The sequence below is a fragment of the Mariniblastus fucicola genome (genome assembly GCF_008087665.1).
Taxonomy (GTDB): domain Bacteria; phylum Planctomycetota; class Planctomycetia; order Pirellulales; family Pirellulaceae; genus Mariniblastus; species Mariniblastus fucicola.
In genome coordinates this window covers 2,015,010-2,036,530 of sequence record NZ_CP042912.1, presented here as the reverse complement: position 1 = coordinate 2,036,530, position 21,521 = coordinate 2,015,010, and the positions used below count along the sequence as shown (strand labels likewise).

The 21,521-nt window shown below is 53.8% G+C and carries 18 protein-coding genes and 1 pseudogene; 8 read left to right on the top strand and 11 right to left on the bottom strand.

What is annotated here, in order from left to right:
- Positions 1-216: 216 nt before the first annotated feature.
- From MFFC18_RS07505 to MFFC18_RS07490, 4 genes are all read right to left on the bottom strand, one after another.
- The gene (locus MFFC18_RS07505; protein WP_075085399.1) at positions 217-951 is read right to left on the bottom strand and encodes a lipoate--protein ligase family protein; all 735 of its coding nucleotides are present in this window, start codon (positions 949-951) and stop codon (positions 217-219) included.
- Between the two features lie 23 nt (positions 952-974).
- Positions 975-1,229 carry a hypothetical protein gene (locus MFFC18_RS07500; protein ID WP_075085398.1) on the bottom strand — a complete coding sequence of 85 codons (255 nt, stop codon included), beginning with the start codon at positions 1,227-1,229 and terminating at the stop codon, positions 975-977.
- A 26-nt stretch (positions 1,230-1,255) separates the two neighbouring features.
- Positions 1,256-1,951: a hypothetical protein gene (locus MFFC18_RS07495; RefSeq protein ID WP_075085397.1), complete on the bottom strand. Its 696-nt coding sequence runs from the start codon at positions 1,949-1,951 to the stop codon at positions 1,256-1,258.
- A 96-nt stretch (positions 1,952-2,047) separates the two neighbouring features.
- Positions 2,048-5,167 carry a valine--tRNA ligase gene (locus MFFC18_RS07490; protein WP_075085396.1) on the bottom strand — a complete coding sequence of 1,040 codons (3,120 nt, stop codon included), beginning with the start codon at positions 5,165-5,167 and terminating at the stop codon, positions 2,048-2,050.
- 367 nt (positions 5,168-5,534) lie between these two features.
- Here MFFC18_RS07490 and MFFC18_RS07485 point away from each other — a divergent pair, with 367 nt between their 5' ends.
- Complete coding sequence (locus MFFC18_RS07485) at positions 5,535-5,744, top strand: hypothetical protein (RefSeq protein WP_084417255.1); 210 nt, start codon at positions 5,535-5,537, stop codon at positions 5,742-5,744.
- A 12-nt stretch (positions 5,745-5,756) separates the two neighbouring features.
- Positions 5,757-5,969: pseudogene (locus MFFC18_RS07480) on the top strand (thioredoxin family protein); the annotation flags it as partial.
- Between the two features lie 91 nt (positions 5,970-6,060).
- On the opposite strand, the gene MFFC18_RS07475 reads toward MFFC18_RS07480, so the two are convergent.
- Both MFFC18_RS07475 and MFFC18_RS07470 read right to left on the bottom strand, forming a co-directional pair.
- Complete coding sequence (locus tag MFFC18_RS07475) at positions 6,061-6,921, bottom strand: c-type cytochrome (protein WP_075085394.1); 861 nt, start codon at positions 6,919-6,921, stop codon at positions 6,061-6,063.
- A 92-nt stretch (positions 6,922-7,013) separates the two neighbouring features.
- The gene (locus MFFC18_RS07470; protein ID WP_075085393.1) at positions 7,014-7,838 is read right to left on the bottom strand and encodes a formylmethanofuran dehydrogenase subunit C; all 825 of its coding nucleotides are present in this window, start codon (positions 7,836-7,838) and stop codon (positions 7,014-7,016) included.
- An 80-nt stretch (positions 7,839-7,918) separates the two neighbouring features.
- On the opposite strand from MFFC18_RS07470, the gene mobA reads away from it, so the two are divergent.
- Both mobA and cysC read left to right on the top strand, forming a co-directional pair.
- Entirely contained in the window at positions 7,919-8,620 is a 702-nt protein-coding gene (gene mobA / locus MFFC18_RS07465) for a molybdenum cofactor guanylyltransferase (RefSeq protein ID WP_075085392.1), read from the top strand.
- A gap of 141 nt (positions 8,621-8,761) precedes the next feature.
- Positions 8,762-9,409, top strand: coding sequence for an adenylyl-sulfate kinase (gene cysC / locus MFFC18_RS07460; RefSeq protein WP_075085391.1), 648 nt, complete (start codon positions 8,762-8,764; stop codon positions 9,407-9,409).
- A 64-nt stretch (positions 9,410-9,473) separates the two neighbouring features.
- On the opposite strand, the gene MFFC18_RS07455 is transcribed toward cysC, so the two are convergent.
- Positions 9,474-10,061: an RNA polymerase sigma factor gene (locus MFFC18_RS07455; RefSeq protein WP_084417253.1), complete on the bottom strand. Its 588-nt coding sequence runs from the start codon at positions 10,059-10,061 to the stop codon at positions 9,474-9,476.
- Positions 10,062-10,096: 35 nt separating this feature from the next.
- On the opposite strand from MFFC18_RS07455, the gene MFFC18_RS07450 reads away from it, so the two are divergent.
- The gene (locus tag MFFC18_RS07450) at positions 10,097-13,744 is read left to right on the top strand and encodes a beta strand repeat-containing protein (RefSeq protein WP_075085389.1); all 3,648 of its coding nucleotides are present in this window, start codon (positions 10,097-10,099) and stop codon (positions 13,742-13,744) included.
- A 77-nt stretch (positions 13,745-13,821) separates the two neighbouring features.
- Here MFFC18_RS07450 and MFFC18_RS07445 read toward each other — a convergent pair whose 3' ends face one another.
- The 3 genes from MFFC18_RS07445 to MFFC18_RS24850 form a co-directional block, all read right to left on the bottom strand.
- Positions 13,822-14,148 carry a hypothetical protein gene (locus MFFC18_RS07445; RefSeq protein WP_075085388.1) on the bottom strand — a complete coding sequence of 109 codons (327 nt, stop codon included), beginning with the start codon at positions 14,146-14,148 and terminating at the stop codon, positions 13,822-13,824.
- A gap of 86 nt (positions 14,149-14,234) precedes the next feature.
- Complete coding sequence (locus tag MFFC18_RS07440; RefSeq protein ID WP_075085387.1) at positions 14,235-15,164, bottom strand: bifunctional helix-turn-helix transcriptional regulator/GNAT family N-acetyltransferase; 930 nt, start codon at positions 15,162-15,164, stop codon at positions 14,235-14,237.
- 4 nt (positions 15,165-15,168) lie between these two features.
- Entirely contained in the window at positions 15,169-15,378 is a 210-nt protein-coding gene (locus MFFC18_RS24850; protein WP_157665196.1) for a hypothetical protein, read from the bottom strand.
- Positions 15,379-15,556: 178 nt separating this feature from the next.
- Between MFFC18_RS24850 and MFFC18_RS07435 the strand changes: the two genes are divergently transcribed.
- Complete coding sequence (locus MFFC18_RS07435) at positions 15,557-17,308, top strand: alpha/beta hydrolase family protein (RefSeq protein WP_157665195.1); 1,752 nt, start codon at positions 15,557-15,559, stop codon at positions 17,306-17,308.
- Positions 17,309-19,103: 1,795 nt separating this feature from the next.
- Here MFFC18_RS07435 and MFFC18_RS07430 read toward each other — a convergent pair.
- Positions 19,104-19,883 (bottom strand): IS5 family transposase, encoded by a 780-nt coding sequence (locus MFFC18_RS07430; RefSeq protein WP_068267841.1) that lies wholly within the window; start codon positions 19,881-19,883, stop codon positions 19,104-19,106.
- Between MFFC18_RS07430 and MFFC18_RS07425 the strand changes: the two genes are divergently transcribed.
- Positions 19,855-20,655: a DUF5343 domain-containing protein gene (locus MFFC18_RS07425; RefSeq protein ID WP_315852548.1), complete on the top strand. Its 801-nt coding sequence runs from the start codon at positions 19,855-19,857 to the stop codon at positions 20,653-20,655. The two genes, MFFC18_RS07430 and MFFC18_RS07425, sit on opposite strands and share 29 nt — an antisense overlap.
- Positions 20,645-21,205, top strand: a complete 561-nt coding sequence (locus tag MFFC18_RS07420) for a PD-(D/E)XK nuclease domain-containing protein (RefSeq protein ID WP_075084946.1) — start codon at positions 20,645-20,647, stop codon at positions 21,203-21,205. The genes MFFC18_RS07425 and MFFC18_RS07420 overlap by 11 nt, the downstream gene beginning before the upstream one ends.
- The last annotated feature ends 316 nt before the right edge of the window (positions 21,206-21,521 follow it).

Sequence of the window (21,521 nt, the reverse complement as noted above, 5' to 3'; positions counted from 1 at the left end):
CTCGTTGGTTCTCAAGTCAGACCTTCGATTCAATCTTATGCAGCCGATTCGAACGACTCCACAATTCGAAGCGCCGATTCCAGCATAATTCGATCAGTGTTGTCGAAAATGCGGCATAGTTCAAACGATTGGCCGAAAAAACCGTCACAATTGATAGCAGTAGACGGTCGAGTTTACCCAGTCGGTAAAGTTTGACACTTCGCTGCGGCGTCAGGACTAGGGAACTTTACTAAGCCAATCCGGATCAGCATATTTTTCAGCCGCAAGTTTCTCGGCCAGTGCTGCCGCTTGAGCAAGAGGCTCCGAATCAAAACGTTCCGTTGCAGACCATTGTTTGACCAAGGCAGATTTGACGTCCGTGGCCGACGCGGGAATGGAAGTCACAAAGCTCTCATGCGATCGACCGTGCCGATAGTCCGGCTGACGGTTGGGTTCACCAAGACAACTCGAAATCAGATCGAGGTCAAAATCGTCGAGGATGATTGTTCCGTGATAGAGAAACCAGTTGCGTTTGCAGCGAAGTGCATTGCCTGAAAATTTGCGTCCTTTAAACGTCAGATCGCAAGTCCCTTTCATTTCAGTCTCGATTCCGACCCGGCTCAACGCCCCAGCCAATTGCCGGATGGCGAAATCATGAGCTTGATCGAGCATCCTCAATTCAGGTCGCTTGCGATAGTCGAGCAGCACAGCGTACATCAAACATCCCGGACCAGTGACGATTGATTGGCCTCCACTGATCCGGCGAAAGACGGGGACGTCGTTCGCGTGACAATGAGCGATGTTGATTTCTTTCTCCAGCGGGGAACTTCGGCCAATCACAACCATGGGCGACTCGGGTTCCCAAAGTCGCAAGACTTCCGAATGGGAGTCGGCGGCTTCGGCTGATTCGATCAACGCATCGTCCAGCGACAAGTTGAGCACGGGAGAGAGGGTGAGGTCGAGCAGTTTCATGGCGATGGCGTAACTGGTACTGGTTAGCCCGCAAACATTCGAACAAGGTTGACAAGGATCGTCAGAATGACCGAACCGATCAGCATGGCTTTCCACGGAAAGAACACTTTCACGCGTGGCCGATTGTTGTCTTCGTGCTGATCGATCGTTTGACGAGCCGATTGTTCCAGCTTGCGCATTGTGTTGGCTGCGAAGTTTGGAAACAGCATCGGCAACAGATTCAACAGCAGCGTCAGAACAACTGATCCGATGATCGAATAGAGAACAAAGTTACCCATAACGCGTCCACCACATCAATCGTTTTCTAGTTGGTTGGAAACGCCGTGATGACGCGGTTGTCCGCAAGCACCAGTTTGATGCGACGCAGTTCTTTTCGACCGCTGCGTTTTGCTTTCCTTCCGCCGGTGTGCCCGACGACGCGATCCATCGAGACCGTATAGGTCATCTTGTCACCCGATTTTTCCGAGTCAGATTTCCGGGATCCAGACTTGGCCAATTCGTACGCTTCATCCACCATCTTCATGACCTCAACCGCGTCGCCAACGAACACTCCGTGAGTCGGCTTTGACGGATCGTCTTTGCAGTGCCTCAAAACATGATCAACACGATGCTCACGACCGCCACCGTAGACCAGGCCTGCTGGCGATTTGTACTGATTTCGGCCGATGTCCTGCAACCAATTTCTCGCCGCCTGCCCCGGGCTCAGATTGTTGTTGGCTGGCGTGTCACGGACTCGCGTATCGTTCGATTCTTTTTTCTTGCTCGAACTGCTTCCACTGTTCGCGTCGGAATCTGGCAGGCTGGCGGTGTAGTCGCGCTCATTGTCGTCGCTGGCGTTGTTCGCCTGACGATTGTCGTCCTGAACGATCGACGGAAGCGAAGTGTTGAACCACTTTTCGAGAGTCGGGCGACTGAAGTGGTAGACGACGGCAACGGCAAGCAGGCCGAAGACGATCATCTGGCGAGTGTTGGGCTTGCGCCCTTTCGCGTGAACGTTCATGCGGTATTCGGGGTGGAAGGTGAGTCTTAAAAATATAGTGTCGGCAAAATTAGGCGTTCTGGCAACAGACGACAATTCTACCATTTTGCGCGACTGTTAGTTCAAAGCCGCCAATGCTGCGTTGACAACCGCCAGTTCTTCTTCGAGTTTGGCCAGGCCATCGCGTTCGCGTTGGACAATCGCGGCAGGAGCTCCGTTGACGAACTTGTCAGACGAAAGCTTTCCTTTCTTGCCCGCGATCATTTTTTCCTTGTTGGCTTTCTCTTTCTCCAGACGTTTCTTTTCTGCGTCTTTATCGATCAAGCCATCGAGATCAACGAAAAGCTCAAGCTCGCCGCGGATCAGCGTCGCGTTGACTTCAGGAGGCTCGATCGCCGGGCCAATGTCGGTCAGCTCGGCTTTGGACATGCTTTGGAAATACGAAGCCATCGGTTGGAGCGAATCGCGAATCGCATCGCTACACTTGATCGAAAACTTGATCGGTTTCTTTTCGCCCAAATTCTGCTTCGCACGAATCTCACGGATCGCACCGAGCGTACTTTGGAAGTGAGCAAACTGCGCGTCGATCGTCGCCGAATCGAACGAAGCATCAATCTCCGGCCAGGCTGCCCGGACCAGACAATCGCTGGCCGTCGACGCGTCCAAACCGCGGTCGGGAGCGATGCGATTAAGAATCTGCCAGATCTCTTCGGTCAAAAACGGAATGAAGGGATGCAACAATCGCATCAGCGTATCCAGCCCCAGCACCAGCATTCGTTGTGCGTGCGGACGTCGCGCGTCGTCAGACAAACGATCCTTGACGATTTCCAGGAAGAAACTACAGAAGTCATTCCACGCGAAATCGTAAAGTGCACCGGTGGCTTCGGCGTAACGAAACCCGTCCATCGCTTCGGTGACCTTTTTGGAAACGTTGTACAGACGGCTCATCAACCAACGATCTTCGATCGTCATGTCGTCCACATTGATGGGCGCCGATTGATAGCCTTCCAGATTCATCATCGCGAACCGGGACGCGTTCCATAGCTTGTTGACAAAGTTCCGCGACTTTTCAAAGCGCTCACTGGTGACCGCTCCTTTTGGCAGGGCTTTGTCTTCTTCGGATTCGGCCCACTGAGTCGAAAATGGCTTGCCGCAACTCTTGTTAGGACACTCGACGACGTGGAGTTCGCGATTCTTCTTGGTCTGATCGAAAACGTGCTGACAATGCGGACACTCAAACTGAACCGGCAGCTTGACGTCCTGCGTGTCGGTCGTCAGATCAGCCATCGCAAACCGCAGCGCGTCGGCGCCGAATTTCTGGATGATGTCCAGCGGGTCGATGCCGTTGCCTTTCGATTTCGACATCGTTTCGCCGTAGGCATCGAGAATCTTCGGATGGATGAACACGTCCTTGAACGGGACTTCGCCCATGTTGTTCAAGCCCATCAAAACCATCCGTGCGACCCACAGCGTGATGATGTCACGCGAGGTGATCAGTGTGCTGGTCGGATAAAACTTTGCGAGCGAAGCCGTTTGCTCGGGCCAGCCAAGCGTCGAATGCGTCCACAGTGCGGAACTGAACCAGGTATCGAGCACGTCTTCTTCGCGGACAAAGCCGAGCGTTTCCAGCTCTGATTCGACCGGTGAATTTTCGTCACGCACGCAAACGTGAACCGTCGCGAACGGAAGTTCCAACTGCTTTCGTTTGGCCTCGTCGGTTTCCTCAGAGAGCTCGACTTGAATCGAAACGTTTTCCGCGTCCCAGGAATCGAGCGCCGCAATCTGCTCGACCAACTCTTCGCTTTCCGATTCGCTTTCGCAGCCAATCGACCAAACCGGAATCTGATGTCCCCACCAAAGCTGACGTGAAATCGGCCAATCACGTTTCTCACCAAGCCACGACAGGTATCCTTTGCCGTAACGCTCGGGCGTGATCGCAACGCGCCCGTCGGAAACGGCATCCATCGCCGATTGAGCAAGTTCATCCATGCGAACAAACCATTGATCGGTGAGATACGGTTCAATCGGAGTCTTACTGCGATCCGACGTCGGCAATTCGATTTCGCGGTCTTCGACTTTCTCGAGCAAGCCCAACGCTTCGAGGTCGGCGACGACTTTCTTGCGAGCTTCCTTCATCGACAGCCCGACGTAAGCACCGGCTTCCGCGTTGAGCGTTCCATCGGCATTCATGATGTTGATCATCGGCAGATCGCAGCGAACGCCAACTTCATAGTCATTCGGATCGTGAGCCGGCGTGATCTTGACGCAGCCCGTACCAAGCTCCGGCTTCGCCCACTCGTCGCAGACCAATGGGATTTCGCGATTCTGCAGCGGCAACGTGAGCTTTCGTCCATCGTTGGCCATGTCTCGCAAAAGTTCCAATTGCGGAAGCATCGATTCGCGACGCTGTTCGAGGGCTTTGATTTGCTCTTCGACGCCTTCTTTTTCCGACGTGGAACATTTCTTGAGCTTGTCGTTCAACTCAGAGGCGACTTTGCTCAGCGCCGCAGCAGGATCCGGATGAACAGCAACCGCGGTGTCGCCCAGCATCGTTTCCGGCCGGGTTGTCGCGACAATGATATGAGCCGGCTCGCCAGGTTTGGGGTCGATGACCGGATACATGAAGTGCCAGAAGTGGCCCTGCTTGGTCTTGTTGAAGACTTCGTCGTCGCTAACGGTCGTCTGCAAGAACGTGTCCCAGTTGACCAGTCGTTTGCCGCGATAGATTTTGGTTTTTTGGAACAGGTCGTGGAACGTGTACCGAACCGCGGTGGCACACTGATCGTCCAGCGTAAAACGGGTTCGCTCCCAGTCACAGCTGCAGCCCATTTGTTTCAGCTGGCCGAGGATTCGTTTTTCGTATTGGTCTTTCCAGTCCCAGATCCGCGCGACAAGCTTTTCGCGCCCCAGATCATGTCGCGTGACGCCTTCGATTTCCTTGATGCGTTTTTCGACGCGGGCCTGCGTTGCGATTCCGGCATGGTCGGTGCCTGGCATCCAAAGTGCGTTGAAGCCCTGCATTCGCTTCATGCGGATCAGCGTGTCTTGCAGTGTGTTGTTGAGCGCGTGACCAAGGTGCAGTGCTCCGGTGACGTTCGGCGGCGGAATGACGACGGTGTAAGGAGGACGTTCATCGTTTTCGTCGGCGTGAAACCATCCGCCCTGCTCCCACATCTCGTAGATGCGTGCTTCAGCGGAATCAAAGTCGAAACGTGTTGGAATTTCCTGGTCGGTCATTTTTGTTCGTGGTAGAGGTTGATCGCATGCCCGCTGGAGCATTGAGGGCGCAGAAAGGTTCAGTAAAGCTGCACTTTATAGGCAAAATCGCGACTTGGGCAAAGTCGCATACGGTTCCAGATTCTTGCGACGCCCCAACCAGGGCTTGCTGGCCGAATGTATCGAGAGCCACAGCAGCCAAAATCCAGCTTCGATTGTTCCTGGCGTACTGTTACCCTAAGGCCTGTTTCAAAGCGTGGTCTGGAGACTTTTGTGTCTTCCTGGCCGGCCCAAACGATGCTGATCGTTTTGAAGAGCGTCGCGAACGTTTTGAGATGACTCAACGCAACAAACTTTTCAAATTCGCAAAGATATCTTTGGAGTACTAATGAGATCGTTATTTTTTTCAATCGGCCTGATGGCGATACTGGCCGTGGGCTGCGGCGAGCAGTCGACTGTCGAATCCGGCAAAGGCAACACGCAAGGCGCTTCAGCCGTCGATGGCGGAATCGTTCTGGACGAAGTCGACGCTGACGGGCTTGAGGCCGCTGTGGCAGCCAATGAGATTACGCTGGTCGATTTTACAGCCGTGTGGTGAGGCCCGTGCAAAACATTGAAGCCGGGGCTTCAGAAGATGGCTAAAGAGTACGAAGGCAAAGTCAAGTTCGTCGCAGTAGACGTGGACAAAGCCGGAGATGTTGCAGCAGAGTTTAAAGTTGAGTTCATGCCAACTTTGGTTGTCGTCAAGGGCGGCGATGAAGTTGGACGAGTCGTCGGGGCCGACGAAGCGAAAATTCGCGCCATGATTGACGAGGCGTTGTAAGGCGCTCAAAGGCGTCACCGGGTTGATTCGCGTACAGCAAGACCCGAACGACATGCCGATTCATGAGGCCGCTTCTTTTGAGGCGGCCTTTTTATTTAACAGTACCGTTGTACTCGCCCAACTTTGCATCGTCAGGAAGATGTTCTGACAGAACGAAGTGCGGACGTTTGTGGCTGTTGACGAAAGCAGCGAGGTCATAGGCTTCCTGAACAGTCAGCGTCGCGTCATCGAGAGGCATGGCGACTTTCAACCACGACGCCAGTTTCGCATTGCGACTCAAACCCGCCCCGTCGTTGTAAGAGTCGGCTCCCCAAATAGGCGGTTCTTCGTCACCATTATCGCCATGACAATCAGCACACCGATCCGTGTAGAGTTCTTCCCCGCGTGCCACATCTGGCTGGATCCCTTCCAGATCCAACGCCGGCGTGTGATTCGGGCCCAGCGGTTTCTCGCCGTTCATCTTCAATTCTGATCCTTGCGACAACCACGTAATGTAAGTCGTCACCGCGACTGAAACGCGGCTACCGTTTGGTGGACGCGTCCCGTTTTGGCTTCGCATGAAACAGTTCAACGCACGGTCTTCCAATGTGATGACCGTTTGCTCACGAGGCGACCAAGCCGGATACGCGGTGGCCGTTCCAAGAAAACTTGCCGCCGTTTCATGTCGCCCGCCATCCAAATGGCAGGACGTACAGTTGAGCTTGTTTCCCACGTACTGTTTCGAAAGCGGATGTTCCGCGGTGTTCATCACGATCGCCTCGCCAAGCTTCACGATTTCGCCAAGCTCACCCTCGGGATAATCCTGCAGCATCGAGTTGGCTCGATCGCCAGAACCAACGGTTCCAGCGAAAACGATCGCGGAGAGACAGCAAACCAGGATGATAACGAAGCCTACGGAAAGCGGACGCAATCGATTGAGCCGCTGTTTACCTGTCGTTGTGTGAACTTCCATTCTTTTAAGCGTCTCGTTTGGGATACGTTGAGTTTGTTAACAGTTTACAAAAATAGTTGACGACAAAATCTATTGCGACCTGTCCATTCTACTTAGCGGGTCATTGCAACAAGTAGCTCTCCTCGACCACCCGCCAGTGCATCACCGTGCCACGTTCGAACTGATGACGCCGCAATCGACGGAACAGAAATGCCATAGCGATCACAGACTCCAGCAAGCCACCGGTCCAACATCGCAACCACCGGAACAACCACCTGCGGGCCTTCCGCAAACGTCTGCGGCATGGGAAACGACTCCTGAACGATAATCGTGCCGCGTCTCATATCGACGCCCACCCACCCGGAACACTTTCCAAACACGATGATCGTGCCGGCACGCATCTGCCACGCGGTGTGATCAGCTACATCGCCGCCCACAACAATGGTTCCGCGTCGCATGCGGTAGCCCAATCCCTTGCCAGCCGAACCGGCGATCAAAATGACGCCGCGATTCATTCCGTACTTCGCTCCGGGGTAGCAACCTCCGACGTGATCGCCCGCATCGCCACGAACCACGATGGTACCGCCTTGCATCTCATAGCCAGGATAGTCGGAGACATCGCCGTCGACGACAATCTCGCCTCCCGACATCGATGCTCCAACGTGACGCCCGGTCGAACCACGCACTTCGATTTTTCCACAGCTCATCGAGTGGCCGATCGCGTGAACGTTCTCCAGCGATCCTTGAAAAACAACCTCTGCGTCGCCAGACTCACCAGAAACATCAAACCATTGAGAAACCGGAACGCTGCGATTGCCGAGCCCGATCTCAAGGTTTCCAATTTGAGTTGGCGTCATTTCCTTGACGGAGTCGGGCACCAAATTTCGCACGTCCAGCGGCAGACCTGGTTTGGACTTGAGTTCGAACAGGATTGGCATCAGAGTACAATCGGAAAAAGTTTAGGGTTCGCAACCAAACTAACTCAATCGCTTTTGAATCACAAACGCAATCGGAACCTATGGCACACGAATCGGAACGTCCTTTTGAAATCGCAGCCATCGTCCTGTGCGGCGGCGAGAGTAGCCGGATGGGTTTCGACAAATTTCGTTTGCCGCTTGGCGATCGCACGTTCCTGGAATGCGTAGTCAGTGAACTTCTGAACGTTGTCGACGGTCCGATCATCGCCGCCGCCAGCAAACGTACGCTCGAAGAAGTCACCAAAATTCGCGATCAGATCGGAGTCGATCGATTTTCGGTGGTCGTCGACCAGCGAGACGACTCGGGGCCGTTGGAAGGGATTCGAGTCGGATTGGAAGCGGCTGGCAAATGTTCCCGCTGGGCTTTTGTCACCAGCTGCGATGTGCCGCTGATCTGCCCGGCGGTGCTGAACGTTTTGCAGGACGCGTTGCTTGCGTCTGACATGGCGGATGTCGAAGCCGCGATTCCGATGACGACGAATCGAATCTACGGCATGACAGCAATTTACCGCTGCAGCGCGGCGGAAAAAGTCGCTGCGATGATCGAGAGAAAGCAGCTTCGGGTTTCCGATCTGGCGAAGGAGCTCAAAACCCAACAGGTGAACATGGAGCAGATTCGCGCCGCCGATCCGGAGCTTGATTCGATGAAGAATTTGAACTCTCCCAGCCAGTACCTTGATTTCCTCCGTGGTCGAGGGCTCGATTGCCCTGCCTCGATCGAGGAACTGCTGCGACACGGGTGATGCATTCGCGGCGGCCCCACTGCAAGCCCAACCCAAAACATGCAACAAACGCTGGAAACCAACGTTCCACAATTCGACTATGATCTATAAATTCCAAATCAACATTCGCCGTTAATCTCACCTGTCACAACACGCTCCAACATGTCCGAAGAAAAAACACTCGTCACCTGGCACGACCACTCCGTAGCACGACCGCGAGGATGCGTCGTCTGGTTCACCGGGCTTAGCGGTAGCGGCAAAAGCACCGTCGCCAACTGCGTCGATGCAAAACTGAACGAACTTTCAGCCCGCAGCTTCGTACTCGACGGCGACAACATCCGACACGGCCTCAACGCCAGCCCGGAAATCCTGGCTCCGATTCACGGCGACGAATTCGCCAAACGGTTTGGGCTGAGCTTCGGGCCGCAGGACCGGGAAGAGAACATTCGGCGCATCGGCTGTGTTGCCGAGATCTTTTGCTCGTCAGGAACGATCGCTTTGACGGCTTTCGTTAGCCCCTACCGTGCGGACCGCGACCGAGTTCGTGATCTGGTAACGCGCGGCGGTGCGGAAGGTTCAGAAAACGAATTTGTAGAAGTCTTCGTCGACACGCCGATCGAAATTTGCGAACAGCGTGACCCCAAGGGCTTGTACAAAAAAGCTCGCGCCGGCGAAATCAAGGGCTTCACGGGAATCGATGCGCCTTACGAGGCTCCTGCCAAACCCGAGATTCATCTGCAGGGCGATTTGCCGGTGGAAACGCTGGCGGATCAAGTCATCGCGTGGCTGAAGGATAAAGGCAAGCTTTAATCGAGCGACCAAGCCAGCATATTGTTGCGGATTGCCATTTCGAACACTGCAGTCTCGATTGCCTCTATCTCATCTCTTCACGAACGCGTTCGATGCCTCGTTCGAGCCGTTTGCGACAACTGTCAGCCGAAACCTGCAGCCGTTTCGCGACCTCGTCCCATGTTAGCCCTTCGCCGCGGAGGTCCGCAATTTCCAGCTCTTCGGCAGTAAACCGGGAACGGACTTTGGCCAACATGTCTTTCATTTCAATCTCGGTTTTCGGCCCGGGATCGTCGGAAACCAACAGGTTCGCTGCCGCTTCAACGACGCCGTCGCCAGCATTTCGCTTCTGAGCCGTTTGATGGCGATGCTCGTCAACAACGCGGTTTCGAGTCATCGTGACCAGCAACCCGAGCAATTGTTCAGGCTTCTTCAAATCAATGCCCTTCGGCGATTGAGCCGTCTCAAAGAACTTGCCGAACACCGATTGGCAGATGTCGATCGAGTCCACGATGCGACGCAATTTGGAATCCGTCAAACGCATCCGCGCGGCCCTGCGGATCTCCGGTTCATAAAGCTGGACCAGCTTTTGAGCCGCTTCGGAATCGCCGGAACGAGCTTTATCCATTAGCGATGTGAATTCTGCGTCGCTGAGCATCGAGTGCACTTTCATGAAATGGGACAACTTCAGTTTAACCTGCGCCAGCGATGGCCGCAGAAAAATTTGAAATCGTTTGTCCCGCTTGTGTCAGTTATTCCGTCTTCGTTGGCATGCCCGGAAAACTTTTCCGCCGGCAGGCGTGGGTGACGCAGACGCATTTTACGCCTCAGTCGATTCTCTGCATCAAATGGGATTACAAAATGAAAGTTCACAACTGGTTGAACACGCGCAGTGCAAAATTCGCTGTGGCGTCGGGCGTCGCAGCCATTGTCTTTGCTGTGTTTGGAACCTCCGCTAGCGCTCAGACCTGGAACAACGCGGGAGGCGACCAACTTTGGTTCAACGGAAGCAACTGGGTCGGAGGAGCTGCTCCGACTGGCGCCACCGACGATGCCATCGTGGGTGCACCGTCTCCGGTGACGCTTGACGGAAACGTTGACCTCAACTCGCTGACCGTCGCCGCGGACGGCGTCGTCGATACCAACTTCAGCATCAATCTTGACTTTGGTGGTACGGCAGCGACGACGCTCAACAATGCCGGCACGATCAACATGTCGAACAATTCAGATCTCCAATTTCAGAACAACGTATTCAACAGCGGCAACATCAACATCAATGCGACGACCGCCAATACGGACATCGAAATTGATACGCTTGGCGCGACGCTTGACGGCGGCGGAACGATCACGCTCAGCGGCAGCAACGCGGGCATCAACGGCCTCGACGATTCCACTCTGACCGTGGTCGACCAAACGATTCAGGGCGAAGGCAACATTGGTCACAATTCGATCGGACTTGTCAATCAAGCCAATGGATTGATCGACGCAAACGTCAGTGGTCAAATTCTGGAACTTGACGCCAACGCATCTGGCCTGGTCAATTCCGGAACTCTACAGGCAAGCAACAGCGGCGTGCTTCGTATTCTTGGCTCAGCAGTCGACAACTCCGGCGGACAGGTAATCGCTCAGGATGGTTCGGAAGTCCGATTGCATAGTTCTTCCTTCGTGGGAGGCACGCTGGAGTCAGCCGGCTCGGGACAGTTGACGATCGACGTATCAACGAACGTCGGGCTTGAGGACCTCACAGTCAACGGCTCATTGGTCGCCGAAAACAACTCGGACACTGAAATCACGGGCACGATCACCAACACCGGATCGATTCTGGTTGCAGCCACAACGGCAAACACCGACATCGAAGTCCAGGCCGGAGGAGCAACTCTGACCGGAGGTGGATCGGTGACTCTTAGCGGAACAAACGCAGGCATCAACGGCACGGGCACGTTGACCGTCGGCGACCACACGATCGAAGGCCAGGGTTCGATTGGCCACAACGTAATCGGGCTGGTCAATTCTTCTGCCGGACTTATCGATGCCAATGTCGCCTCGCAAACATTGAACATTGATACCAACGTGGACGGCGTTGTTAACGACGGCGTTATGCAAGCTTCCAACGAAGGCAGGCTTCGCTTTAGCGGATCAACTGTCTACAACGTCGGTGGACTGATCGAGGCAAAAGAAGATTCGGTGGTAGCCTTCAGTTACTCGACGATCACCGGAGGAGTCCTCAACTCGGTCGGAACCGGCGAGATGGAAGTTGAAGTCAGCAGCGACGTGAGGTTTGAAAGCCTGACCAACAACGGGACGATCGTTTCTCTGAACAATAGCGACACGGAGTTGCTGGGCACGATCGTCAACACGGGAATGATGGAATCGCGGGCCACAACGGCGGACACGGACTACGAAATCAAAACCGGCGATGTGACTTTGACAGGCGGCGGAGTCGTCAAACTTTCGGGCAACAACGCGGGCATCAATGGAGACACCGGATCGGTGCTGACGATCGGAGATCAAACCATCGAAGGCGAAGGTTCGATCGGGCATAACGTCATCGGTTTGGTGAACTCGGCCAGCGGATTGGTCGACGCCAACGTTAGCGGCGGGGTTCTGAACATCGACAGCGATCAAGTCAACGACTTTCTTAACGAGGGCACTTTGCGAGCCTCCGACGGAGGGATTCTTCGAATCTCTGGCACGGACATGGCCAACAGCAATGTGATCGAGTCACTGGATGGTTCGCGCGTCGAAATCAACAACTCGTCGATCACTGGTGGCACGTTGCGTTCCGTGGGCACCGGAACCGTTGACATTTTGACCAGCACCAATTCGCTGCTGGAAAACGTGACGATCGAAGGAAACATGCGTTCGTTCAACAACAGTGACACGGAAATTCTGGGGACGATCACCAACACCGGAACGATGGAAGTCCTGGCGACTACGGCCCCTACCAGCATCGAAGTCCAAACCGGTGACGCCACATTGACTGGCGGAGGCACCGTTACGCTTTCCGGATCCAATGCCAGGATGGACGGGCTCTCCGGGACCGTGCTGACCATCGGAGACCAGACCGTCGAAGGTCAAGGCTCGATCGGTGTGAATACGATGGGCGTTATCAATTCCGCCGCTGGACTGGTCGACGCCAACGTGAGTGGCCAGACACTCAACATCGATGCGGATTCAACGAACGCATTCACGAACAACGGGATGCTGCAGGCCTCCAATGGCGGAACGCTTCGATTCACATCAACTGAACTGACCAACAATAGCATCGTTGAGGCTGGCGATGGATCGAAAGTCGAACTTACGGGGTCAGATGTCGTCGGCGGTACGCTTCGATCAATCGGCAGCGGAACGATTGACGTGCTCACAAGCTCGAACGTTCGTCTTGAAAACCTGACGACCGAAGGACGCTTTCGCTCTTTCAACAATAGTGACACGGAAGTTGCCGGCACGATCAACAACACGGGGACGATGGAAGTCCTGGCAACAACCGCGGCAACGGACATCGAAGTCCAAACGGGCGGGGCGACGTTCACTGGCGGCGGTACGGTGCGATTGTCCGGGACCAATGCGAGAATTAACGGAGCCACAGGCGCGACGCTCGACATCGCCAGCCAGATCGTGATCGGGGAAGGCAACGTTGGCAGCAACGTGCTGGACATCGTGAACGCAATGGGCGGGACGATCGAGGCCGACGCTGGCGTTCTGACGATCGACCCGGTTGGCACCAGTGTCAATGTTTTCAGTAACGACGGCACGCTTCGAGCCAGCGGTGGCGGCAAACTTGATTCGGTGCATTCACTGGTTAACAATGGCACGATCGACACCGATGCCGGAAGCGAAGTCGAAGCCCTATCGCTTGTAAGCAATGCGGGCAGTCTGCTTACGGGAAATGGCTTCATCGATGTTGAAAACGGATCCATCGTCGTCAATGGAGTCGTGGCTCCCGGCAGTTCTGCAGGAAACCTGACGCTGATGGACGACACGATTTTCGGATCGACGGCTGTGTTGGAAACGGAACTCGAAAGCAATTCTCTCTTCGACTTGCTGTCGGTTCAGGGCGAGCTTTTGCTCGACGGAGCCCTCGCGGTGGATTTGCTGGTCGGGTTCAATCCACTGATGACGGATACGTTTGCGATCGCAACGGCCACCGACGGAATCATGGGCGAGTTTGCGAACGTCGCCGACGGAGGCATGTTGCTGACCACGGGCGGCGAAGGCTCGTTTATGGTGAGCTACACGTCGAGCTCAGTCGTGCTTTCGAACTTCAGCCCCAGCGCGGTTCCAGAGCCAAGTGCGGCTTTGTGTTTGGTCGGACTTGGTTTGGGTGTCGTCGTTCGACGCAGAAGAAAAGCTTAACCACTGCTGCCTTCGGGCACCGGATGGATGGGACGCAGACGGCCAGCGATTTGTTGGCCGTCTGTTTTTTTGTCCGCCTAGAATTCGTCCAACAGCTCTTTGATGGCGTTGACTTCGGATCGTCGATCAAAAGTAAACGCTACCGCGGATTTCCAGTCCAGACCGATGAATTCCGCCAGCTTTCGAGCCAACACCAAATCAGATACGCCACGATATTGGTTGGTCAGTTTTCCGTCTTCGCCGTAGATCGTATTCGCGTCGGAGTCAAAACCGGACTCATAGTTCTCGCACAGTTCTTCGATCCACGCATCGGGCACACCGGAAGCGCGGCAGGTCGCCTCGGACCAAATTTCGTCGCCCTGGCATTTGAGCAATAACATTTGTGCGGTGACTGAGTCGAACATGTTGGCTTTCCTGAAATCGTCGGCTCAATTGGAGCCTGAATCGATCGCTCCCGCCAGTCGACACTTCATTTCGCGGGCTGGGCTTCCTACAAATCCAGCAGATACCAACAGTCGCAACTGCAATGGCCGGTGTTTCCCATCGCCCGTTTCAAAGGCTTAAACCCGAAGCGTTCGTAAAGCAATTTCGCCGCCTCCATCCGGTCCAGCGTTTCCAAATAGCACTTTCGGTAACCACGTCGCCGAGCCTCGTCCAACAGCAAACGCAACAGCTTACTGCCCAAACCGCAGCCGCGAGCCTCAGGCATAAAGAACATTTTGCGTAGCTCGCAAACATCCCCATCGCCGCCCTGCAACGGCCCGATGCCCGCACCGCCGACAACCTTTTCATCTTTAACGACGACATAGTAGCACGTCCCCTGGCCGCGGTAGCTGCCGAACATTGTGTCGACTTCGGCGTCGTTGATCGAGTAACCCTCTCCCACCGCACCGAACTCCGTCATCACGCTGCGGATGACTCGGGCGATCTGTGGGTTGTCCGCTTTCTTGATTTTGCGAATCGGAAACTCGGACTGAATGCGACTGGTCCGAAGCGCGTTGCTATACAGCTTCAAGCCTTCGATAACCGTCGCCTGCTCTTCGCTGGAAAGCAAGTCGATGGCCGACTCAACCTGAACGTCGGCCAGATCGATCACCTGTGCCAGTGCCTTCTTGCCTTTCGCAGTCAAGCTAAAACTTTTCTGCCTGCTGTCCGTCGGAGAAGTCCGCGATTTCAACACCCCCTTCTGCACCAGCTGTTTGACGGTGCGACTGGTGTTCGATTTGTCCAGCAACAACACTTCGGCCAACTGCATCAGGCCCATCGATCCGCGCGACGAAAGCTCAAACATGACGTGGCACTGAGTCAGCGTGTATCCGGTGCCAAGGTACACGCCCTTGATCACATCCAGCTCACGGGCAAACTGTCGCGAGTGCTTGCGGATCTCGTTAATGGTCTTCTTGATCTCGGAACGACTCATAAGTTCAAACGACAGTCTTTTCGCCAGAGGATTTGCAGCACGACTTTCCGGTTCCAAGGAAAATGGAAAACGGAATCCACCACGCGGCGACAATGAAGTAGTTCACGGTCTGCCTGAGATCAGCATCCGCGATCCACCACCGCATTGACAGCATCAGCCCTGCACAGAAAAGAGAGAGCGGAATGATACAAAAGAAGGATCGCCGAAGTAACATGATTCGTCCAAATCATAAAAAACCATGGGTTTCTACTTCCCGAAGGATAGCACGCCGCCCTTTGTTGTCAATGACAACTATTTTTCAATATTCGTGCCAACATTCAAACTTGCACGGCGAAAGTGGTGTAAGAATGCAGAACAGTATCTGCGAAAGCAATTCCGATCGGAGACGAACAATGAAACGATACGCTCTATCAACGGTGGCCATAGTCTGCCTGTTGGCCGCAAATTTGATGGCACAGGACGCAACGACGACGACGTGGTCTGGAACACTCGATGCCAACGGGACGGAGCTTCGTCTGGAATTCGACGTCACCGAAGGTGGCGAAAAACCGACGGCGAAACTTCGCAGCCTTGATCAGAACAATGCGATGTTTGATGCGAAGTTTGAACAATCCGGCGATTCGTTTTCTTTCGCGATTATGCAGCTCGGCGCCAAGTTCGACGGCAAACTTGATGAAGCGAAGGAAACGATCTCGGGCACGTTCGAACAGGCCGGGCAGAAGTTTCCTTTAACGTTGACCAAAGGCGAAACCAATGCTGCCGTGGTTGAAACGCTGAAGGAAGCGTGGGTCGGCAAGCTGAACATGGGCATCATGAATCCTGTGATGCAGTTCCGAGTCATGGAAAGTTCTGCAGACGATCCGAAATGTTACTTTGACAGCATCACCGAGGGCGCGACCGGATTCGCGGGAACGTGGAAGATCGCGGACGGCAAAATCTCATTTAAAATCCCGCCGATCAAGCTGACGTACGAAGGCGAACTGAACGAGGCCGGCGATGAAGCGACCGGGGTCTGGAATCAGGGCGGACGCGAACTGCCGATGACGATTAAACGTCAGCCGACGGAATACGACAGCGAAAACGTTTGGGAGAATCGACCGCAGCGACCGAAGGGGCCGTTTCCGTACAACACGAAAATTGTCAAGTTTGAAAACGAGCAGCACAATCTGACTCTCGCTGGAACGCTAACCATTCCCAAAACGCCTGGCAAACATCCGGCCGTGATTCTGATCAGCGGATCGGGCCCGCAGGATCGCGACGAGACCTTGATGGAGCACAAACCGTTTCTGGTTTTGGCGGACTACCTTTCCCGGCGCGGAATCGCCGTGTTGCGTTACGACGATCGCGGGTTTGGAAGTTCGACGGGTAAGTTCAAAGGTGCCACGACGCAGGACTTTGCGACCGATGCTTCGGCGGCAGTCGATTTCCTCAAGGCTCATGATCGCATCGATGCGAATCAAATTGGCCTGGCGGGACACAGTGAAGGCGGCTTGATCGCGCCCATCGTTTGCGAGTTGCGTGACGATGTTGCGTTCGTCGTCTTGATGGCCGCGACCGGTGTCGACGGGAAAACGATCATCAACTCACAAACCGAGGCGATGCTGCGTGTCGAAATGACGGAACCGGAGCAGCAGGCTGAGATGGAGATTGGCATTGAGCTGAATCGCATCCTGGTTGCGCGGGCGGTCGAAGGCACGTTGGACTATGAGGATCCTGAACTGAAAGAGCAAGTTGACGCATTGCTCGACAGGTTGCCTGAGGAAGAAAGCAAACTGGCGAAAGAGGTGATTGGTTCGACCATCGAGTCTGCCAAGAAGCGGCTTGCGGGTAAATGGATGAAGAACTTCATTGAGTACGATCCACGCCCGGCGCTTGCAAAGATCAAGTGCCCGGTCCTGGCCATCATTGGGTCAAAGGATCTCCAGGTGTTACCCGATCTGAATATGCCTGAGATTGAAAAGGCACTTCGCGAGGGCGGCAATGATAATTTTAAAATGGTGACAATCGAGGGCCTTAATCATCTGTTTCAAAAGTGTGAGACGGGTTCGATGAACGAGTACATCACGATTCAGGAAACCTGGAACCCGGAGGCGTTGAAACAAATCGGCGATTGGATTGAGTCGCACGTGACGCTGGTCGAGTAGGGCAGGGCGGCTGTCTTCGAGATCGCGAAAGCGTGTTGAATCGACAGCCTGGGCAATGCGGTCCGCGTCCAATCGCGGGCCCTTTGCAATTTGACAGGCCACCCCAATTCTCATTCGTGCCGCTTCGTGCGATTCGTGGATGTCCAAGCCCTTGGGTGGGACAGGCTTCCAGCCTGTCATTGCATCCAATTCGCGCCCCATTCACGTGCAGAACAATTGCGCAATCTTTAAAGCCACAGATGCACACAGATAGGCACAGATCCAGTGCAACCGATGCCTCACGCAAAGGGGCAGAGGCGCAAAGCACATGCGGCCACGACGTCACCCGCCTCAACCCGTGGCTTCCCCCGCCACCCAACTCTCATTCGTGCCGATTCGTGTGATTCGTGGACGTCCTTGGTGGGATAGGCTTTCAGCCTGTCATTGCATCCAATTCGCGTCCCATTCGCGTCATTCGCGGGCCAACCACTCCCGCCGTTCGACCCCCACAGATCCATACACCTCACCAGTGTCAATCTGTGCCATCCGTGGCTCCTATCTTCATTCGTGCCGATTCGTGTGATTCGTGGACGTCCAAGCCCTTGGTGGGATAGGCTTCCAGCCTGTCATTGCATTCAATTCGCGTCCCATTCGCGTCATTCGCGGGCCAACCACTCCCGCAGTTCAGCCCCACAGATCCATACACCTCATCTATGTCCATCTGGCTTCTCCCATCACCACAACCCTCCTCCATTCATCTCCTTCACGACTGCATTGCAAACTCTGGCAGCTTGAGCATTTTGCAGGCACAACGAGGGGTAACATCCGTGGTCCAGTAGGACATTTCGAAAATCACAGCAACGTCGGCTGAAGTAAGGCCTAAACCTTGTGACGAAATCGCTTCGTCGTGAGTTTTACCCGCTTCGTCGTGAGTTTTAGTGGCTTCGTCGTGAGTTTTAGTCGTGTCGTCGTGAGTTTAAGCCGCTTCGTCGTGAGTTTACGCGGCTGTGTACTTGATCGAAGATTTAAAACTCCCGACGAAGCCGTTTCATCGCGAGCTAATTCGGCGTTGTCGTATCACGAAGCCGTTCGGTTAAGGAACATAGCGACTCTATACCGACAAGATAAAGCTTCGTAGTGGCGCAAAGTTCGTTTGTCGTACGACAGCTTTGCTTCGCACTGGATACATACGACCTGGTTGATCAGGAAATTTGATCGACCGGACTCATTGGGAGTCAGGCTGCGAATTCGAACAAGCTCAACGAAGCATTCAGCGGCTCCGGCCTTGTGTCCGTCGGCTTCAATCTGCATCGCCAGGAGCGGAACGCAACTTGCCCTCGTCTCGGTTCCCGGCAAATCGTCGGCGATGCTGACAACCACGCTTCTCAAGGGCAACCCCGCGCGCTGGCAATTGCTTGAGCTATACCTGCCCCACTCACTGTTACATCAACCAATCCAGTGGGCTTTTCGCGATCACCCCCGGTGTGTTTGGAACGTGCGTTACCTGGCCAGGGAAACCTTCTGAATCAGTCTCTCGCAGGAATTTTGGCTCACAGACAACTCCACCGCCAAGTTGCATTTAACGGCTTATAAAGTTCGCTTCGCCGGTCTATCTCCAAGTCATTGCAGGCATACGGAGTCGGAGATAAAATCGAAATGTGTTGGAGATAAAACCTCCAATCCAATATTATCTGCTACTGAGTAGCAGTTAACCTTATTGTTATGTGCCTCTAATCTCTCGCCACACGTACTAACCCAGTTTGCACAATCATTCACACCAATAGATACACAGCATGGCTAAGAGGGTGTTTTAAAATTATTTTTCCAGCCTGTTTAGCATGAATTGAATCATTGCGATTCGTATGACAGTTTCGCTGTTTTGAGTCAGTCTTTCATAGTCCTTTGAGAGCCTTCTGAATTTTCCAAGCCATGCGAAAGTCCGTTCAACGATCCATCGCTTGGGTAAGACAACGAACCCTTCGGCTTCGACCGGACGCTTAACGGTTTGCAAGATGACACGATACCATTGCTTCAGGAACTCCGGCAAATCAGCCCGCCCGTAAATCGAGTCCGCGAAGATGACTCGAAGCCGACGAAACTTCTGTCTGATGTTTTCAAGAACAAGATGTGCACCTTCGTAGTCTTGTAGATCGGCCGAGTGGACAACAACGACCATCACAAGCCCCAACGTATCCACCAGGATGTGACGCTTTCGTCCGGTAATTCGTTTCGCCGCGTCATACCCGCGTAATTCTCCTCCTTCAGCACTGCGAATGCTTTGCGAATCAATGATGGCTGCTGTTGGCGTTGGCTTCCTGCCTTCTTTGCGGCGTACCTTTTCGCGAAGACGATCGTGAATGCGTTGCCATGTCCCATCAATACGCCAAGCTCGATAAACTCCATAAACCGTGTTCCAATTCGGAAAGCAGTCCGGAAGCAACCGCCACTGGCAGCCCGTTCGACACCAATACAATATCGCATCGACAATTTGACGCCGATCGATTCGTTTGCGGCCGCGAAGTTTTGCTGGCGGAATCAGACGACGAAGCAATCGCCATTGATCATCACTGAGACTGCTGGGATACTCAATACTCATCGCTACGGCTCCTTCCGTTTACGGTTTAAATGCAAACGGGGCTGTAGCGATTTTTTCAACTCAGAGCAATTTCAAAACACCTTCTAAGAAACGAACACCAAAGAAACCAACAAAGAAAAAGGCAACTGCGCACACTGCACCGCCGAAATTCCCGTACACCAAGGTTCCTAATGCCTTGCGAAAATTCCTCAAGCAGGTTCCTGAGCGCCCTAAGCCACCCAAGGTAAACAATGACCTTCTCGCTGCGTGGGAACTGGGAGGCAGTAACTCGAATTCGATTATTCGAGTGTTGAAGGAAATCGGCTTGCTCGATTCCTCAAACCAACCAACTGAAATATACGATGCCTTCATGCAGCCCAATGTTGGCCCAGCAGTACTCGGCGAGCAGGTCAAAACAACCTACGCAAAGTTTTTTGCATCGACTCATGAACCATACAATGACGATGTCGAGTTAAAGCGTCTTTTCAATATCCATTCTGGCGGCAGCGATAGCACCCTTAGAGATCAAATCCATACATTCAAAGTGCTTTGTGAATTTGCAACTTTTGATGGTGTTCCTTCAACGGAATCCGATTCTGGTCAACCCGCCGTGGCAGAACTGAATGCTCAATCGAGAACAGCCAACAACTCTTCAGCGACGTCCACGGCAGCAATGCACATTGATCTGCACATACACCTACCAGAAAACAAAACAACAAGGGAATACGAGGCAATCATTCAAGACATCGCACGGTACATATATCGTCACGAGGACCTGCGTGATGGACAATAATTGGATCGAACAGCAGGCCGAGTTTTGTGCTGGATTAACGGAAATTCGAAGCCGCTATCCACCTCACAGTGATAATCAATCCGGTGTTGATGCCGAATCAATTGTCTCGGCGCTAAATCAATTCCAAATATGCGTTCGATATCTGAACACTCGTAGATCAGCGGGCGCAATTTTGAACTTGAATTCCGAGGCAGACGTACAGGACGCTGTTTACCTGATGTTGCGCCCTTGGATTCATGATCTGATTTCCGAGAGCCCAACCGACCGGATCGCTAACCGCTACACAATCAAAGACTTTATTTCTAGACAGGCACGAACTGTAATTGAGATTAAGTATGTTCGGGACGCCAGTCACGGCCGTCATATCTCAAAAGAAATGCACGACGATATAGAAACGTATCGCCACCACCCACATTGCCGGACGATTATTTTCTTTGTTTACGATCCTGAATCGCTCATTCCTGACAACGAGACCTTGCGGACGCAAATTGAGGAGCCGAGGAGCTATGGAGGGCAGCCGTTGCGATGCATACTTATCGTCAAACCTTAGACTGATGCCACGACGGCACACAACAATGTGATGCACACGAAGACATATCTGAGGCATCGTGTCAAGTCTCGGGGGGGGAGTTTTGAACGTTTTGTTCGAATCGATTGTTGACGGTTTCTCCCCTGTCATGCCTTGGACCGCGAGAAAAGGTACCGACCGCGAGAAAAGGTACCGCGCGACCGCGAGAAAAGGTACCGCGGACCTTACATGGGACCGCGCGGACCCTACATGGGACCCTGCAGTCTGGATCACAAAGCGTTGAACCGAAGCGTCCATTTCGTTAGGGTTGGTTGGTCGTCGGATGTCCGCTTCGCTA

What these genes read in the sequence shown, in the direction of transcription:
- MFFC18_RS07505 (WP_075085399.1), bottom strand. Translation starts at nt 951, where the DNA reads ATGAAACTGCTCGACCTCACCCTCTCTCCCGTGCTCAACTTGTCGCTG.
- MFFC18_RS07500 (WP_075085398.1), bottom strand. Translation starts at nt 1,229, where the DNA reads ATGGGTAACTTTGTTCTCTATTCGATCATCGGATCAGTTGTTCTGACG.
- MFFC18_RS07495 (WP_075085397.1), bottom strand. Translation starts at nt 1,951, where the DNA reads ATGAACGTTCACGCGAAAGGGCGCAAGCCCAACACTCGCCAGATGATC.
- MFFC18_RS07490 (WP_075085396.1), bottom strand. Translation starts at nt 5,167, where the DNA reads ATGACCGACCAGGAAATTCCAACACGTTTCGACTTTGATTCCGCTGAA.
- MFFC18_RS07485 (WP_084417255.1), top strand. Translation starts at nt 5,535, where the DNA reads ATGAGATCGTTATTTTTTTCAATCGGCCTGATGGCGATACTGGCCGTG.
- MFFC18_RS07475 (WP_075085394.1), bottom strand. Translation starts at nt 6,921, where the DNA reads ATGGAAGTTCACACAACGACAGGTAAACAGCGGCTCAATCGATTGCGT.
- MFFC18_RS07470 (WP_075085393.1), bottom strand. Translation starts at nt 7,838, where the DNA reads ATGCCAATCCTGTTCGAACTCAAGTCCAAACCAGGTCTGCCGCTGGAC.
- mobA (WP_075085392.1), top strand. Translation starts at nt 7,919, where the DNA reads ATGGCACACGAATCGGAACGTCCTTTTGAAATCGCAGCCATCGTCCTG.
- cysC (WP_075085391.1), top strand. Translation starts at nt 8,762, where the DNA reads ATGTCCGAAGAAAAAACACTCGTCACCTGGCACGACCACTCCGTAGCA.
- MFFC18_RS07455 (WP_084417253.1), bottom strand. Translation starts at nt 10,061, where the DNA reads ATGAAAGTGCACTCGATGCTCAGCGACGCAGAATTCACATCGCTAATG.
- MFFC18_RS07450 (WP_075085389.1), top strand. Translation starts at nt 10,097, where the DNA reads ATGGCCGCAGAAAAATTTGAAATCGTTTGTCCCGCTTGTGTCAGTTAT.
- MFFC18_RS07445 (WP_075085388.1), bottom strand. Translation starts at nt 14,148, where the DNA reads ATGTTCGACTCAGTCACCGCACAAATGTTATTGCTCAAATGCCAGGGC.
- MFFC18_RS07440 (WP_075085387.1), bottom strand. Translation starts at nt 15,164, where the DNA reads ATGAGTCGTTCCGAGATCAAGAAGACCATTAACGAGATCCGCAAGCAC.
- MFFC18_RS24850 (WP_157665196.1), bottom strand. Translation starts at nt 15,378, where the DNA reads ATGTTACTTCGGCGATCCTTCTTTTGTATCATTCCGCTCTCTCTTTTC.
- MFFC18_RS07435 (WP_157665195.1), top strand. Translation starts at nt 15,557, where the DNA reads ATGAAACGATACGCTCTATCAACGGTGGCCATAGTCTGCCTGTTGGCC.
- MFFC18_RS07430 (WP_068267841.1), bottom strand. Translation starts at nt 19,883, where the DNA reads ATGAGTATTGAGTATCCCAGCAGTCTCAGTGATGATCAATGGCGATTG.
- MFFC18_RS07420 (WP_075084946.1), top strand. Translation starts at nt 20,645, where the DNA reads ATGGACAATAATTGGATCGAACAGCAGGCCGAGTTTTGTGCTGGATTA.